The sequence below is a fragment of the Streptomyces sp. FXJ1.172 genome, from assembly GCF_001636945.3.
In the GTDB taxonomy this organism is placed as follows: domain Bacteria; phylum Actinomycetota; class Actinomycetes; order Streptomycetales; family Streptomycetaceae; genus Streptomyces.
Genome location: NZ_CP119133.2, coordinates 1,195,096 through 1,209,750 on the forward strand (window position 1 = coordinate 1,195,096; position 14,655 = coordinate 1,209,750).

At 71.2% G+C, this 14,655-nt stretch carries 13 protein-coding genes and 2 pseudogenes; 8 read left to right on the forward strand and 7 right to left on the reverse strand.

Annotated elements, in window-relative coordinates:
- Positions 1 to 34 precede the first annotated feature (34 nt).
- The 3 genes from A6P39_RS05740 to A6P39_RS05750 all read left to right on the forward strand — a co-directional run bounded on the left by A6P39_RS05740 (position 35) and on the right by A6P39_RS05750 (position 2,493).
- On the forward strand, positions 35 to 1,186 hold the full coding sequence (locus A6P39_RS05740; protein WP_067051316.1) for an erythromycin esterase family protein: 1,152 nt from the start codon (positions 35 to 37) through the stop codon (positions 1,184 to 1,186).
- A 64-nt stretch (positions 1,187 to 1,250) separates the two neighbouring features.
- Positions 1,251 to 1,649: an ACT domain-containing protein gene (locus A6P39_RS05745; RefSeq protein ID WP_067051318.1), complete on the forward strand. Its 399-nt coding sequence runs from the start codon at positions 1,251 to 1,253 to the stop codon at positions 1,647 to 1,649.
- Positions 1,650 to 1,779: 130 nt separating this feature from the next.
- Positions 1,780 to 2,493, forward strand: coding sequence for an LmeA family phospholipid-binding protein (locus A6P39_RS05750; RefSeq protein ID WP_067051320.1), 714 nt, complete (start codon positions 1,780 to 1,782; stop codon positions 2,491 to 2,493).
- Between the two features lie 142 nt (positions 2,494 to 2,635).
- Here the strand turns inward: A6P39_RS05750 and A6P39_RS05755 are convergent, their stop codons facing one another.
- On the reverse strand, positions 2,636 to 3,700 hold the full coding sequence (locus A6P39_RS05755) for a cobalamin-independent methionine synthase II family protein (protein ID WP_067051322.1): 1,065 nt from the start codon (positions 3,698 to 3,700) through the stop codon (positions 2,636 to 2,638).
- Between the two features lie 282 nt (positions 3,701 to 3,982).
- Positions 3,983 to 4,450 carry a GNAT family N-acetyltransferase gene (locus A6P39_RS05760; protein ID WP_067051325.1) on the reverse strand — a complete coding sequence of 156 codons (468 nt, stop codon included), beginning with the start codon at positions 4,448 to 4,450 and terminating at the stop codon, positions 3,983 to 3,985.
- Positions 4,451 to 4,805: 355 nt separating this feature from the next.
- Between A6P39_RS05760 and A6P39_RS05765 the strand changes: the two genes are divergently transcribed.
- Positions 4,806 to 5,510, forward strand: a complete 705-nt coding sequence (locus A6P39_RS05765; RefSeq protein ID WP_067051326.1) for a hypothetical protein — start codon at positions 4,806 to 4,808, stop codon at positions 5,508 to 5,510.
- Between the two features lie 221 nt (positions 5,511 to 5,731).
- Here A6P39_RS05765 and A6P39_RS05770 read toward each other — a convergent pair whose 3' ends face one another.
- The gene (locus tag A6P39_RS05770) at positions 5,732 to 6,139 is read right to left on the reverse strand and encodes a hypothetical protein (protein WP_067051328.1); all 408 of its coding nucleotides are present in this window, start codon (positions 6,137 to 6,139) and stop codon (positions 5,732 to 5,734) included.
- On the opposite strand from A6P39_RS05770, the gene A6P39_RS05775 reads away from it, so the two are divergent.
- The 3 genes from A6P39_RS05775 (at position 6,140) to A6P39_RS05785 (ending at position 8,535) form a co-directional block, all read left to right on the forward strand.
- A complete protein-coding gene (locus A6P39_RS05775; RefSeq protein WP_067051330.1) occupies positions 6,140 to 6,889 on the forward strand; it encodes a 3-oxoacyl-ACP reductase family protein in 750 nt (249 codons plus the stop codon).
- A gap of 147 nt (positions 6,890 to 7,036) precedes the next feature.
- Positions 7,037 to 7,501, forward strand: a complete 465-nt coding sequence (locus A6P39_RS05780) for a MerR family transcriptional regulator (protein WP_067051450.1) — start codon at positions 7,037 to 7,039, stop codon at positions 7,499 to 7,501.
- A gap of 8 nt (positions 7,502 to 7,509) precedes the next feature.
- The gene (locus A6P39_RS05785; RefSeq protein WP_067051333.1) at positions 7,510 to 8,535 is read left to right on the forward strand and encodes an aldo/keto reductase; all 1,026 of its coding nucleotides are present in this window, start codon (positions 7,510 to 7,512) and stop codon (positions 8,533 to 8,535) included.
- A gap of 295 nt (positions 8,536 to 8,830) precedes the next feature.
- Here A6P39_RS05785 and A6P39_RS05790 read toward each other — a convergent pair.
- The 3 genes and pseudogenes from A6P39_RS05790 to A6P39_RS05800 all read right to left on the reverse strand — a co-directional run.
- Positions 8,831 to 9,019: pseudogene (locus tag A6P39_RS05790) on the reverse strand (LacI family DNA-binding transcriptional regulator); the annotation flags it as partial.
- Positions 8,962 to 10,386, reverse strand: coding sequence for a phytoene desaturase family protein (locus A6P39_RS05795; RefSeq protein ID WP_067051335.1), 1,425 nt, complete (start codon positions 10,384 to 10,386; stop codon positions 8,962 to 8,964). The pseudogene A6P39_RS05790 and the gene A6P39_RS05795, both read right to left, overlap by 58 nt.
- Positions 10,387 to 10,576: 190 nt before the next feature.
- A complete protein-coding gene (locus tag A6P39_RS05800; protein WP_067051337.1) occupies positions 10,577 to 13,072 on the reverse strand; it encodes an ATP-dependent Clp protease ATP-binding subunit in 2,496 nt (831 codons plus the stop codon).
- Between the two features lie 276 nt (positions 13,073 to 13,348).
- Here A6P39_RS05800 and A6P39_RS05805 point away from each other — a divergent pair, with 276 nt between their 5' ends.
- Positions 13,349 to 14,275 (forward strand): LysR family transcriptional regulator, encoded by a 927-nt coding sequence (locus A6P39_RS05805; RefSeq protein WP_067051452.1) that lies wholly within the window; start codon positions 13,349 to 13,351, stop codon positions 14,273 to 14,275.
- A 15-nt stretch (positions 14,276 to 14,290) separates the two neighbouring features.
- Here the strand turns inward: A6P39_RS05805 and A6P39_RS05810 are convergent.
- Positions 14,291 to 14,470, reverse strand: a pseudogene (locus A6P39_RS05810) (formate dehydrogenase accessory sulfurtransferase FdhD); the annotation flags it as partial.
- Positions 14,471 to 14,655: the final 185 nt, after the last annotated feature.

A 14,655-nucleotide genomic window follows, 5' to 3' on the forward strand; every position in this document is an offset into this window, starting at 1 on the left:
CTCAACTGAACTTTCAAGGATACGATTGAGGTCCATGACTCAGGACATCAACGACTTCGTCACCCCGTCATGCGACCTGTTGGCCCTCGGTGAGCCGACACACCAGGAACCGGCCTTCGGGTGGGTGCGCAACGAACTGTTCGCCCGGCTCGTCGAGCGCGGCTTCCGGTCCATCGCCCTGGAGACCGACCGGGTGGCCGCGCTCGCCGTGAACGACTACGTCCAGGGGGGAGCCGGCGACCTCGACACGGTGATGAACGAGGGCTTCTCGCACGACGTCGGGGCGCCGGCCCCCAACCGGCGGCTGATCACCTGGATGCGGGCCCACAACGAGCACCGGCCGCCAAAGGAGCGGCTGGCCTTCCATGGCTTCGACACCCCGGGCGAGAACTACAGCACACCCAGCCCTCGCGGCTACCTCGAACACGCCCGCGCCTACCTGGAGTTGGACGTGGACATCAGCGGCCTCACCGGTGCCGACGAACGGTGGAGCCGCGCGGAGGCGGTCATGGACCCGGCCATGTCACCCGGGGCCACGGCCGAGGCCGAGAAGCTGCGCCTGATCGCGGACGACATGCTCACCTCGCTCTGGACGCGCGCTCCCGAACTGATCGCGGCCACCTCGCCCGAGCGGTGGCTCCGGGCCAGGACACACCTCGTCGCCGGCATCGGCCTGCTGCGCTACCACCATCAGTCGGCGACACAACCCGCCGACCCCAGCCCCCGGGTCACGGCACTGCTGGCCGCCCGGGACGCCCTCATGGCCCAGAACCTGCTGGACATCCGGAACATCGAGGCGGAACGGGGTGCCACCCTGGTCTTCTCGCACAACCTCCATCTGCAACGCTGCCTGAGCAGCTGGCGCCTGGACGACGTGGTCGCCGACTGGTGGGGCGCCGGCACCATCGTGGCGCCCCTGCTGGGCGGGCGGTACCGCTTCGTGGCGGGCAGCCTGGGCCGCAGCGCGGCCATCGGCCTCCAGGATCCGGACCCGGACACCTACGAGGGCCAGCTGCAGGGCCGCATCCCCACCTGGGGTCTGGCAGCGGCCACCACACTCTCCCCCGCCCGCACCCGCACCGACACCACCCCGCGGCAGGGCTACTTCCCGCTGGACCGGGCGATGCTCGACGGGGCCGACGCGATCCTGCACGTCGCGGACGGCAGCGCTGCCGCATGCCCGTGACGCCCACTCAGGTCTGTACTGCGGGTCGGGCCAGAACTGCAGGCCGGTCCCGTACTGTGGGTGCGTGACCGGCGAGACTGATCTGCGCAGACTGCTCAGCGGCATGCGCCCGGAGCTGAATCCGGGCCGCTACGTCTTCACCTGGGCCGAGGGCGGTGTGCCGTCCGGTGTCACCGCGGTGGTGACGGTCACCGAGCAGGAGGGCCTCACCCTCGTGGTGCACCAGGCGGAGGCGGACGCGGCAGGGCTGGCGTACGACTATGTGGCCGGGTGGATCACCTTGCGCGTGCACTCCGCGCTGGCCGCGGTCGGCCTGACCGCGGCCGTCTCCCGCGCACTCGCCGACGCGGACCTGAGCTGCAACGTCGTCGCCGGCTTCCACCACGACCACCTCTTCGTGCCGTACGAACACGCCGAGCGGGCGCTGGAGGTCCTGCGGCGGCTGGCGCACGACACGCCCTGAGCAGCACCGCCTCCCAGCACAGCCCGAGACAGGGCCAACGGGGCTGTCGCCCGGGCCGACGACGGTGCATGATCGGTCCGCGCACTGATCAAGTGCGACACAAGGCAGAGACAAACGGGGTGGGGTCGGCATGCAACGTCGATGGGTGAAGGTCCTGGCGATCACGGTCGCCGTGCTGGCAGTGCTGTTCACGGTCGCCGACCGCGTGGCCCTGCACTACGCGAACAAGGAGGTCGCACGGCTCGCCGAGGAGAAGTACGGCTACGCCAACACCACCGACGGCCACATGGACGTGTCCATCGAGGGCTTCCCGTTCCTGACACAGGCGTTCAGCCAGAGCTTCGGCCATGTCAGGCTCTCGGCAGGCCAGTTCACCATCGACACCACGACCAACGCACAGGGCGACTATCTGAACGTCAAGCAGTTCCACCTCGACCTGCACGATGTGACGGTGACGTCCCTGACGGCCCGCAGCGCCGAGGCGAACCTCGCCACCGGCACCCTGACGCTGTCGTACGACGAACTGTCCGACGTGGTGACGCGGTTGGCCGGCAGCGGCGGACCCCTGCGTGTGTCGCAGGCCCCCGGCTCGGCGGAACAGGCCGCGAAGCTCAGGATCACAGGCACGGTCGCCGGAAGGACTCTGGACAGCACGGGCACGCTCCTCGCCCAGGGCAACGAACTCTCCCTGACCGTTCCGGGCGCGGGACGCTCCTCGTTCGCATGGCGCGTGCTGCTCCCGGACGGCGTCGGCTTCACCACGGCGCGCTCGACCGCGGACGGCGTCGAGATCGGCATGGTCGGCCACCAGGTCACCCTGGGCAGATCCCGCTTCGAGAGATGAGCGCCGGCAGTTCCCCGAGCGCCCGGGCGACCTGGATCACGATGGCCGCACTCCACGGCGCGGCCATCGTGATCCGGGCTCGCGAACGGCCGGACAGCCGGACAACCAGACGGCCGGGCGGTCGCAGGGACGGCGCCCGGCCTCAGACTCCGAGGGCCTCGGCGGCCAGGGCGGTGCCCTCGACACGGGCGTGGATCTTGGCGAAGGCCGTCGCACGTGACGTGGAGGTGTCGTCGGCGAACGGGGCGAAGCCCGCGTCGTCGCAGGTGCCCAGCCGGTCCACGGGGATGTACCTGGCGGCCCGCAGTACGCGGTCGCGGACTTCCTCCGCCGTCTCGACACGCGGGTCGACCGGGTCGGTCACGCCGACGAAGACCCGGGCTCCGGGGCGCAGGTGCTCGGCGATCACGCTCAGGACCCGGTCCGGGTCGGGCTCGCTCGCCAGCTGCAGATAGAAGTTGCCGGCCGTGAGGTGGAAGAGCCGGGGCAGCAGCTCGGCGTAGTCGACGTCGAGACTGTGCGTGGCGTCGTGGTCCGCGCCCGGCCCGCTGTAGACGCCGATCCTCGTCCGCTCCCTCTCGGTGAAGCGGGCGAGCACCTGGTTGTTCAGGGAGACCAGATCGGCCAGCAGCCCTCCGCTGGGGTCCAGCTTGAGGGAGAGACGTGCCTCGTCGAAGTCGAGTTGGACGACATGAGCGTCCGCGTCCAGGCAGGCCCGGATCTCCGCCTCCGCCTCGTCGGCCAGCTGGTGGAGGAACTCCTCGCGCGGGAACCCCGGGATGCCTGCGGCGGGGTAGAGCAGGCTCAGCATCGACGGCGCGACGACGGCCTGCTTGACCGGTGTCCTGGTGTGCTGCTGGGCGGTCCGCAGGTACTGGTCGGCGGACACCTTGTAGCGGAAGGGCCCGGCGGTCAGGGCGGGCAGCCGGCGCTGGTGTCCGTCGGCGAAGGGGATGACCACGCCGTCGGCGGACACGCCCGGCGTGCCCGCGATGGGGTAGGTGACGAAGTCGGGCTTGGCCTGCTCTCCGTCGGTGACGACCGGGGATCCGGCCGCCTCCAGCGCCGCAATGGTCTCGCGTACGGCCTGTTCCTGGGCCGTCTTGAAAGCCCCGGCGTCCAGCCGGCCACCATGGAACTCGGCCATGGCGCTGAGCAGCTCGGGAGGGCGGGGAAGGCTGCCGATGGGTTCGGTGGGGATCTTCATGGCTGCAGACTAGGAAGCGCACCGGCACGGACCCGCCCCGAACGCCCCCCGTACCCGCATGTCCACCCGCTCAGGGCACACCCCGTCGCCCGAGTTGACCGCGGTCGGCGGCAGTGCGGTACTGCGAGTCGCTGGGGTTGATCACTCCCGAGCGGCTCGCCGACGGCTACCGGGACCACGACGAGGACGACGTACGTCTCGTGCGCACCCGGCTGTTCCTCGAGTGCCTGGCCGCCGCACGCGCCTGCGCGGACGACTGCCCCGCCGCGTACGGCACAGCCGCTACGCCGGCGCGCCCTGACCGCGCGGAGCCGGCTCGCGGACCATGAACACGTCCACCGGGTCCTCGGACTCGACCGTGAAACCGTGCCGCTCGTACAGCAGCCGGGCCTGGCTGCCCTGAAGCACGTTCAGCCGGATGCGGGCCCGGTCGCGGTCACAGCGCTCCATGAGCATCCTCAGCACGGCCGATCCGACGCCCCTGCCCTGGAGCCCCGGGTCCAGGTAGAAGTGCTCCAGCCAGTGGGCGTCCTGCGCCGGCCGCAGCGCCACGCAGCCGGCCAGGGCACCGGCCGCCTCGATCACCCATGTGTGCGCCGGCGTGAATCCGTCGCGCAGCCGCTGCCGGACGCGATGCTCGTCGTAGCGGCCCAGGCGCTCCAGATCCGCCCGCAGCACCACGGCCCGCAGCTCGGCCACTGCCTCGACGTCCGTGGCCGACGCCTGCCGCACCTCCCAGTCCGCTACCATGATCGCGATGCTACAGCTCGTCGCTCGTGGTCAGGCCGGCGGCCCGGCCGCCAGTGACGGTTCCCCCGGCGGGCCTTTCGGGGACCGCTTGGCACATCGGCCATCGGCTGTGCCGCGTCGCCGCGTGGCACGCGGATTCACCCCTGGGCGGGAACTGCAGGACACATGAATGACCTGAACGGCACCTGCGGCACATCTTGTCGGCGCGCAACGCACAGGGTTCACTCAGCAGAAAACATGCCGACCCACCCGTATCATCCATGTGTTGTGCGCTGCTGAAGCGCAACTTCCGCTTCCCGCCTGCCGTGAGCAGCCGCGAGGGGGCGGCACATCACCGTCACGAACGGAGGCACAGATGTCTGAGAACACCACACCCGTCACCGAGTTGACCTCGCAGTACGTCAGCCAGGTGTCCAGCGACCTCGAACGCAACGTCAAGGAGCAGGACCGCATCACGGCCGAAATCGCCGCTCTGCAGGAGCAGTTGACCGGTCTCCAGCACGATCACACCGTTCTGGTGAGCATGCAGCAGGCGCTCGGTGTCGCGGCCCGGTCCGGCGCACCTGCTGTCGCCGAGGGCGCCGTGGTGCCCGCGCCGCGCAAGAAGACCACCGACGTCATCGGGGCGGAGCCGGCGCCGAAGAAGGTGACCGAACAAGAGCCCGAGGCCAAGAAGCGGTCCGCCAAGAAGCCCGCCGCGAAGCCTGCCGCGAAGCCCGTGGTGAAGAAGGCCGTCGCGAAGAAGCCCGCGGCGAAGAAGGCGGCCCCGCAGACGGCTCAGCCCACCCTCGTCGAACTCGTCCGGCGCCACCTGGCGGAGCAGCAGGAGCCCCGCTCCGCCGCGGAGGTCTCCGAGGCGCTCGGCAAGGCGCACCCCGAGCGGGAGATCCAGACCAAGGTCATTCGCACCACGCTGGAGAACCTCGTGGCCAGGAACAACGCCCAGCGCACCAAGCAGGGCACGTCCGTCTTCTACACGGTTCCCACTGCTTCCGTGGAGCCGACGCCGGCACCCGCTGCCGCTGTCGAGGAGGAGACCGCGCCTGACGCCGCAAAGTAGGCCATGGCCCCGGCGCCGCCGTTCCGACCGTGCCGCCGGGGCGTCGATGGACGTCTCAGGCTGCTTCAGGGCCGGCCGGTTCCGGCGGACGGCGGCGGATGCCCGCGGGTGTCCGGTAGAGAACGGCACGGCACCGGCTCCGGCGGTAATGTGCCGGCGGCGGCCCGCTCCCCCAGAGACCGCCACCGGCTGCTTTTGTGCGGACCTATCCGCCGTACGCGCTAACGCACATCGGGTATTCGAGGAACTCGGTCTCCCGCGGTGTACCCCCACCCGTCGACCTTAGCGGCCGCCGCCGTGGAGAAATGATTCCGCCGCCCTATTTCATATAGGCCGACTAACGGCTCTCGCACACGGTCCGGCGCGGGCGCGGCGGGCCAGAACTGCAGGAGATGGCAGTCCAGTTGGGGCTCGTCCTTCAGCCGGGTGTCCTCGTCGTGGGCCGCGTCCATGCCCTTGGCGCAGTGCCGCACCCGGTGGTCGGTCTCTTCCAGGTCCAGCTCCGGCGGGGCCTCGTCGTGTATTTCCACGGTGAATCCGACGTGGCCCGTGTGCAGCCCGGTCGTCAGCCACAGGTCGAGGTCCGTTCGCCGCCAGCGTGCCTCGCACCCCGCCGGTGAGATGGACACATGACTTCTCAATCACCCCTGAACGGAAAGAAGGCACTGGTCACCGGCGGCAGCCGCGGCATCGGTGCGGCGACGGCACGGCGCCTTGCACAGGCGGGCGCGGACGTGGCCGTGACCTATGTCCACGGCAAGGAAGCGGCGGAGGAGGTGGTACGGGACATCGAGGCGCTGGGACGGCGGGCGGTGGCCCTGCGGGCGGACGCCGAGGACGCCGAGGAGACGACGGAGGCGGTGCGCCGTGCGGCGCAGACACTGGGGAGACTGGACGTGCTGGTGAACAACGCGGCCCTCGGGCTGATGCGACCGCTGGAGGAGCTGTCGCTCGCCGACGTGGACCGGCTCATCGCCGTGAACATCCGCGGGGTGTTCCTCGCCTCCCAGGCCGCTGCGGCGCTCATGACGTCCGGCGGACGGATCATCACGGTCGGCAGTTGTGTCACCCGGCACGTCCCGGGGCCCGGGGCCACGTTGTACACAATGAGCAAGGCGGCCGTCACAGGGCTGTCGAACGCGCTGGCCCGGGAACTGGGCGGGCGCGGGATCACTGCGAACGTCGTCCACCCGGGCCCGATCGACACCGATATGAACCCCGCTGACGGGCCCTCCGCGTCCGGCCAGGCGGCCATGACATCGCTGGGCCGCTACGGTACGGCCGAGGAGGTGGCGTCCGCGGTCGCCTATCTCGCGGGGCCGGAAGCGGTGTACCTGACGGGTGCGGAGCTGTCGGTCGACGGCGGCTACGCGGCATGAACGGGAGGGGCGCACCGCGGCCCCGGCCCGGCGCGCCCCGGTCCGGCGCGCCCCGTCCGGGAGGCGCGCGTTCTTCGCCACCCTGGAGAGCCGCAACCGGATGACGCACTTGCTTAAAGCGCACTTGAACCTTCTAGCGTGATCCACATGACGGTGATCGACAGCACCCCTGTGAACTCCCCGCGCGGGGACGCCTGCTCCGCCACCCGGTCCGAGCGGCCTGCGCCCGACGGCCAGGGCCGATACACGATCAGCGAGGTCGCGGCGTTCACGGGGCTCCGCGCGCACACGCTGCGCTGGTACGAGCAGATCGGGCTGATGCGGCAGGTGGAGCGTTCGCACGCCGGACAGCGCCGCTTCGACGACCAGGACCTGGAGTGGCTCTCCTGCGTGACCAAGCTGCGGCTGACCGGGATGCCGGTCGCCGACATGGTGCGCTTCGCGGAGCTGGTCCGGCAGGGCACGGAGACCTACGGGGAACAGCGGCGGATGCTGGAGCGCACCCGCGGCGAGGTCCTCGCGCGGATCGCCGAGCTGCACGACACCCTCACCTACATCGACGCCAAGATCGATTCGTACGCGGACGCCCAGCGGGCGTCGGAAGGGGCCTGAGCGCCATCATGGGCAACACCATCGAGCAGATCCGCAAGGTCGAACTGGGCACCGGCGGCCCCCTCGTCGGCGTCCAGGGTTTCGGCGCCATGGGCATCAGCGCCGCCTACGGCCAGACCGACGACACGGCCGCCCGCGACACCCTGGAGGCGGCCGTCGAGGCGGGCGTCACCCTCATCGACACCGCCGACATGTACGGCATCGGCGCCAACGAGGAGTTCCTCGCGCCGTTCGTCGCCGCGCACCGAGACACCCTCACCGTGGCCACCAAGTTCGGCATCGAATACCGCACCGACGACCCCTCCTACCGGGCCATCCGCAACGATCCCGCCTACATCAGGAAGGCCGCCGAGGCGAGCCTGCGCCGGCTGGGTGTCGAGGTCATCGACCTGTACTACATGCACCGCCGGGACCCTGCCGTCCCGCTCGCCGAGTCGGTCGGCGCCATGGCCGAACTCGTACAGGAGGGCAAGGTCAGGCACCTCGGTCTGAGCGAGGTCACCGGTGCCGAGCTGCGCGAGGCGCACGCCGTGCACCCGATCACCGCCGTACAGACGGAGTGGTCGCTGTTCAGCCGGGACGTCGAGCGCAGCGTGGTGGGCGCGGCCGCCGAGCTGGGAATCGCCTTCGTGCCGTACTCGCCGCTCGGCCGGGGCTTTTTGACCGGTGCCTTCTCGGACGCGGGCAAGGAGCTGTCCGGCGGTGACTTCCGGCAGCTGATGCCGCGGTTCAGCGGCGACAACGCGAAGGCGAACGCGGCGCTCCTCGCGCCCGTGCACGAGATCGCGGCCGGCCATGGGGCGACCACCGCGCAGATCGCCCTGGCGTGGGTGCAGCAGCGGGCGCAGGTGCACGGTCTCACCGTGGTGCCGATCCCTGGGACCCGCAAGCGCAGCCGGCTGCTCGAGAACGCCGGGGCCACCCGGATCACGCTGAGCGCGCAGGAGCTGGCGCTGCTGGAGCCGATCGCGGGCCGCGTGGCGGGCGAGCGCTACGCGGACATGTCGCTCACGTCGGCGGCCCGGGAGTCCTAGGGCCTGGCGCGTCCCCATCGGATCCGGTCGCCGCCGCGAGGACCCGGACGTCCCACGGGTCGAGTTCGACCGTGGTTCCGGCCGGCAGGTCCGCGCCGTCGAGTACGTCGGTCAGGTGCGCCGGCGCCTCTGCTCCGGCGGAGTCCCAGCTCCAGTTGTGGACGACATGGACCCGCCGGCCGTCGGAGGACCGTGGTGGCCGTGACGGACGGCGGCAGGTGCTGCCAGCCGCTGCGTGGTTCGGGCGTCAGCCAGTGGGCCAGGGCCCGGGCGAGGTCGCGGCCGGGCACCGTGCCGTCCGTCCCGAGGCCAGCGCCCGAGCCGCGCCGTTCGGCCGGAAGCCGAGTTGCCCGGCCGCCTCGAGGACACGGCGGCGCACGTCGGCGGAGACGTACCGCTCGCCGTTGAAGACCCGGGACACCGTCTTCAGCCGGTCCCGGCTCCCAGGTGGCGCAAGGCGGCCGTCGCGGCTCCGGCTCCGCACAGGCCGTGGGCGCCCGGGCCCGGAGGGGTGGCCGCCGAGCACAGGAACACACCGGGCACGCCGGTCGCGTACGGGTCGAGGGCCGGGCGGGGGCCGAGGAGAAGCTGCGGGGTCGTCTTCGCTCCGGTGATGATGTCGCCGCCCGCGAAGTTGGGGTTGCCGGCGGCGAACCGGGCGGGCGGGGTGGCTTGTTGGGCCACGATCCGGTCGCGGACACCGGGGGCGAACCGCTCCAGCCGGCGCAGTATCGCTTCGCTCGCGTCCGCGTCGTAGCCGTACGGGACATGGGCGTAGGTGTACACGGGGTGGACGTCGCCGGCGGAGCGGGAGGGGTCGGCCAGGTACTGCTGGCCGACCAGTACGAAGGGTTGCTCGGGCATGCGTCCGGCCACCACGTCACGCTCCGCCCGCGCCACCTCGGCGAGCGGGCCGCCGAGGTGCACGGTCGCGGCCCGGCGCGCGTGTTCGTTGGTCCAGGGCACGCCCTGCTCGACGGCCAGATCGAGCTTGAAGACGCCGGGGGCACGACGGAAGCGCCGGTAGGCGGCGCGCACCCGGGGCGGCAGCCGGTCGCCGTAGAGGGCCAGGACCTGGCCGGGGTCGAGGTCGAGGAGGGTGACGTCGGCGGGCGGCAGCTGCCGGCGGTCGGTGACGCGGACGCCGGTGTGGACGGTGCCCCCGTGCCCGCGCAGCACGCTCTCCATGCTGCGCGCGATGGACCGTGAACCGCCCTCGGCCACGGCCCAGCCGGCCGCATGGCCCGCGGTGAGGATGCCGAGTCCGATGGCCGAGGTGAACGGACGCGACAGCGGGCGCAGGGCGTGTGCCGCGACTCCGGCCCACAGGGCCCGCGCCTGCGGGGTGCGGAAGAAGCGGGCGAGGACGGTCGCGGGCAGCGTGGTCGGCGGGCCGAAGCGGGCGAGCAGCAGCGGGTGGGCGGGGATGCGCAGGAGCGGGCCCAGCGCATCGTGTACCAAGGCGTCCCAGTGCCGTACCGGAGCGGCGAGAAGGGCCCGGTATCGGCCGCCGTCGGGTCCGAGCAGGCGTGCGGTGTCCTCGACGGAGCGCAGCAGTACCCCGGCGCTGCCGTCGTACAGCGGGTGGACGCAGTCGATGTCCGCCAACCGCCAGCGCAGGCCGTGCTGTTCGAGTCCGAGTGCGCGCAGCGCCGGGGAGGTGACGGCCGTGGGGTGGACGGCCGAGCAGTGGTCGTGGAGCAGGCCGGGCAGGAGGGCCTCGGAGCTGCGGGTGCCGCCGCCGGTCTCGTCCGCGGCTTCCAGGACGGTCACTTCGAGCCCCGCCCTGGCGAGGAGGGCCGCGGCGGCGAGCCCGTTGGGCCCGGCGCCGACGACGACCGCGGATGTCATGCCGTCCCCCCGGGCTCCGGCCCTTCCTCGGCCGGGTTCAGGACTGGGGCCGCTTCCCGTGGTTGGCGGCGTGGTTGCGCCGCGACTTCTTCTTCCTGCGCCGCTTCGAGGACATGGCAGCCTCCTGACGAGAGCGATGGGACATACCCTACGGAAAATATCGTCCTGCCACTGTCTCCCGCATCTTGGATCATTCACCGCGGTCGCTGGTCTTCCTCACCGAGCAGTGCAGCGAATCGTCCACCACGTCCGCGACGATCGTGTCCCCGGGCTCGGCCTCGCCGCTCAGCAGCAGGGTCGCGATGCGGTTGTCGAGTTCCGCCTGGATGGTGCGGCGCAGCGGACGGGCGCCGAACTCCGGCTGGTGGCCGTGTGCGATGAGCAGCTTCTTCGCGGACTCGGTGACCTCGAGCTTCATGCCCTGCGCATGCACCCGGCGCTTGCTGTGGTCCAGCAGATGGTCCACGATCCGGCTCAGGTCGTCCTCGGTCAGGCCGTGGAAGATGATGATGTCGTCGATGCGGTTGAGGAACTCCGGCAGGAACCTCGTCCGCAGGTCGTCCATCAACTCGTCCTTCAGCTCAGACACATCGCCCTTGTGGTCGAGGATGCGGTGGGCGCCGATGTTGGACGTCATGATGACGACACAGTGCCGGAAGTCGACGGTACGGCCCTGCCCGTCGGTCAGCCGTCCGTCGTCCAGGATCTGCAGCAGGGTGTTGAACACATCGGGGTGGGCCTTTTCCACCTCGTCGAACAGCACCACGCTGTACGGCCGGCGGCGCACCTTCTCGGTCAGCTGGCCCGCCTCCTCGTAGCCGACGTATCCGGGAGGGGCGCCGACGAGCCGGGCGACGGTGTGCTTCTCCTGGTACTCGCTCATGTCGAAGCGGATCATGCGGTCCTCTTCGCCGAAGAGCAGGGCGGCGAGGGTCTTGGCGAGTTCGGTCTTGCCGACTCCGGTGGGCCCGAGGAAGAGGAACGATCCCACGGGCCGGTTCGGGTCGCCCATGCCCGCGCGGTTGCGGCGCACGGCCTGGGAGACGGCGGTGACCGCCTCGTCCTGGCCCACGATCCGGGCGTGCATCTCCTCCTCGAGCCTGAGGAGCTTCTCCTTCTCGCCGGCGGTGAGCTGGGCGACCGGGATGCCGGTGCGACGGGAGACGACGTCGGCGATGTCGGCGGCCGTGACGGACACGACGCCCTCGCGGCGCTCCTCGATCCCGGCCAGTTCGCCCTCCGCCTCGGAGATCTCCCGTTTCAGCTCGGCGGCCTTCTCGAAGTCCTCGGCGGATACCGCCTGTTCGAGTTCCCGGCGCAGCTTGGCGATACGGTCCTCGCGGCTGACGACCTCGGTGGAGCGGCCCGCGCTGCGCAGCCGCACCCGGGCGCCGGCCTGGTCCATCACGTCGATGGCCTTGTCGGGCAGGAAACGGTCGGTGATGTAGCGGTCGGACATCTCGGCGGCGGCCACCAACGCCGCGTCGTCGAAGCGGACTTGGTGGTGGGCCTCGTAGGAGTCGCGCAGGCCCTCGAGGATCTGCACGGTCTCCTCGACGGTGGGCTCCGGGATCATCACCGGCTGGAAGCGGCGCTCCAACGCGGCGTCCTTCTCGACGTACTTGCGGTACTCGTCCACGGTCGTGGCGCCCACGACGCGCAGTTCGCCGCGCGCGAGTGCGGGCTTGAGCATGTTGCCCGCGTCCATGGAGCCCTCGCCCGTGGCTCCGGCGCCGACGACGGTGTGCAACTCGTCGATGAACAGGATGATCCGGCCCTTGGCGGCCTGCACGTCCTCGATGACCTTCTTCAGCCGCTCCTCGAACTGGCCCCGGTACTGCGCGCCCGCCACCAGGCCCGACAGGTCGAGGGAGACGACCCTCTTGTCCTTGAGGGTGTCCGGGACCTCGCCCGCCACGATGCGCTGCGCCAGCCCCTCCACGATGGCGGTCTTGCCGACGCCCGGCTCACCGATGAGGACCGGGTTGTTCTTGGAGCGCCGGGAGAGGATCTCGACGGTCTGCTCGATCTCCTCGGCGCGCCCCACCACCGGGTCGAGCCTGCCCGCCTTGGCCTCTTCGGTCAGATCGCGGCCGAACTCGTCCAGGGTGGTGGCCGGCTGCTTGCGCTCGGCGGGCAGTGCGTCACTGCGGGCGGCCTGTTCGGCCAGGCCCGACAGTTTCTGCGTGTCCGTGCCCTCGGCGCGCAACAGCTTGGCGGCACCGGTGTCGCTGTCGCCGAGCAGGGCGCTGAGAATGTGCTCCGGGCCGATGTACGACACACCGGCCGCCTGCGACCGTGCGTAGGCGGCGCCGAGCGTGCGCTTGGCCGCGGGGGTCAGGCCGGGTTGTGCGGACGGCTCGCCGGACTCGCGCGGGAGGATCCGGGCGATCTCGGCACCCAGCGCGTCGGGGTCGACGCCCACCTGGGAGAGCAGCCGCCGGGACGGGTCGACCTTGGTGGCCGCCCAGAGCAGGTGCTCGGTGTCGAGGTCGGAGGTGCCGTCCTCGACGGCCCGCTGCGCGGCGAGATTGAGCAGTTCCTGTGACGACTCGGTCAGCAGCCGTCCGATGGGCACACGCTGCACCGCGGGCGGCGAGGACGCCGGTGACATCCCGAAGAACCGGTTGAACAACTCACTGAACGGATCCGACGACCCGAAGGGTGCACCGAACGACATCGACATGACAGCTCCTGGGCGCGCGAGGCCGGTGATCCGCAGGGGCGGCGATCCGGGGGCCAGTCATCGCCGAACCCCGGTAATCACTGAACCCCGCTGTGCACCGCACCGCAAACGGAGGACAGGTCCGGGGCGCTCACGGCCCGGTCCCCGCCGCCGCCCGCCGCCCGCCGCTGGGTGCCGCTCGGAGCGGCGGGGAGGTCGTCCAGGAAGCCGATGGCCGGCACGTGGCAGAGCCGGCGGAAATTGGCGTTCCGGCAGGCCGTCGGGTACACCCGTGCCCTGCTCTTTCGTCAGCTCGAATACCTCGTCGCGCTCTCCCGGGAGCGGCATTTCGCCCATGCCGCCCAGGCCTGCCACGTCTCCCAGCCCGCTCTGTCGGAGGCGCTGCGCAAGCTGGAGGAGGAACTCGACGTGCCGCTGGTGCGGCGCGGCCGCAAGTACGAGGGCCTCACCCCGGAGGGAGAGCGCATCGTGGTGTGGGCGCGGCGCATCCTGGCCGACCGCGATGCCCTCAAGGACGAGGTCGACGTCCTGCGCAGCGGGTTGAGCGGCAGGATCCGGACCGGTTCGGTGCCGACCGCCTCGGGCGCCGTCGCCCAGCTGACCGGCCCGTTCTGCGCGGCGCACCCGCTGGTCACGGTGGAGGTCATGGCGGACATGCAGTCCGTGGACATCCTGCGGCAGCTGCAGAACTTCGAGCTGGACGCGGCGGTGACGTATCTGCGCGAGGATCTGCCGGAGCACTTCCACTCGGTTCCGCTGTACGAGGAGCGGTACGTGCTGCTGATCACGGCCGCCGACAGTCTGGCCCGGCGTACGACGGCCACGTGGGCGCAGGCGGCGCAGTTGCCGTTGTGCATGCTGACCCGGGCGATGCAGGGGCGGCGGGTGCTGGACGAGCTGTTCGCCCGGGCGGGGGCGCAGCCCTCGCCCCGGCTCGAGACCGATTCCGTGGCGGCACTGTTCGCCCATGTCAGGACGGGCCCATGGGCGAGCATCGTGCCGCAAGCCTGGCTGCATGTGTTCGGTGTGCCGCCCGGGATGCGCGCGGTCCCGCTGGTCGAGCCCGCCGCCGCGGTGCCGGTGGGCCTGGTGATCGCCGCCAGGGAGCCGGAGTCGGTCATGGCCCGGGCCCTGACGGACCTGGCCCGTAGCACCGACGTTGCCACGGCCCTGGACCGCATCCCCAGCGATCCGGGCCGCTGACCTGCCAGACCCCGGTCAGGACGGTGAGTCCACCGGCTGGACCGCGAGGCGTTCGGCGCCGGTGTAGACGTTCATCGACGTGCCGCGCAGGAAGCCGACCAGGGTCAGCCCGCTCTCGGCGGCCAGGTCCACGGCGAGCGAGGAGGGCGCCGAGACCGCCGCGAGCAGCGGGATCCCGGCCAGCACCGCCCGTCTGCTCCAGGGAGTAGGCCAGCGCGTGGGTCACCGCCGGCACGCCGGTGGCCCAGCGCTTGGGCGGGGTCACCGACAGATCGTCTGCGGGGTCCTCGATACCGCTCATGATCCGGCAGCATCCGCCCCTTTCCCGGGGGAAGTCAAAGAGGTCTCTTCAATGAGCTGATAAGCGCCGGTTATCAGAA

What these genes read in the sequence shown, in the direction of transcription:
- A6P39_RS05740 (WP_067051316.1), top strand. Translation starts at nt 35, where the DNA reads ATGACTCAGGACATCAACGACTTCGTCACCCCGTCATGCGACCTGTTG.
- A6P39_RS05750 (WP_067051320.1), top strand. Translation starts at nt 1,780, where the DNA reads ATGCAACGTCGATGGGTGAAGGTCCTGGCGATCACGGTCGCCGTGCTG.
- A6P39_RS05755 (WP_067051322.1), bottom strand. Translation starts at nt 3,700, where the DNA reads ATGAAGATCCCCACCGAACCCATCGGCAGCCTTCCCCGCCCTCCCGAG.
- A6P39_RS05760 (WP_067051325.1), bottom strand. Translation starts at nt 4,450, where the DNA reads ATGGTAGCGGACTGGGAGGTGCGGCAGGCGTCGGCCACGGACGTCGAG.
- A6P39_RS05765 (WP_067051326.1), top strand. Translation starts at nt 4,806, where the DNA reads ATGTCTGAGAACACCACACCCGTCACCGAGTTGACCTCGCAGTACGTC.
- A6P39_RS05775 (WP_067051330.1), top strand. Translation starts at nt 6,140, where the DNA reads ATGACTTCTCAATCACCCCTGAACGGAAAGAAGGCACTGGTCACCGGC.
- A6P39_RS05780 (WP_067051450.1), top strand. Translation starts at nt 7,037, where the DNA reads ATGACGGTGATCGACAGCACCCCTGTGAACTCCCCGCGCGGGGACGCC.
- A6P39_RS05785 (WP_067051333.1), top strand. Translation starts at nt 7,510, where the DNA reads ATGGGCAACACCATCGAGCAGATCCGCAAGGTCGAACTGGGCACCGGC.
- A6P39_RS05795 (WP_067051335.1), bottom strand. Translation starts at nt 10,386, where the DNA reads ATGACATCCGCGGTCGTCGTCGGCGCCGGGCCCAACGGGCTCGCCGCC.
- A6P39_RS05800 (WP_067051337.1), bottom strand. Translation starts at nt 13,072, where the DNA reads ATGTCGATGTCGTTCGGTGCACCCTTCGGGTCGTCGGATCCGTTCAGT.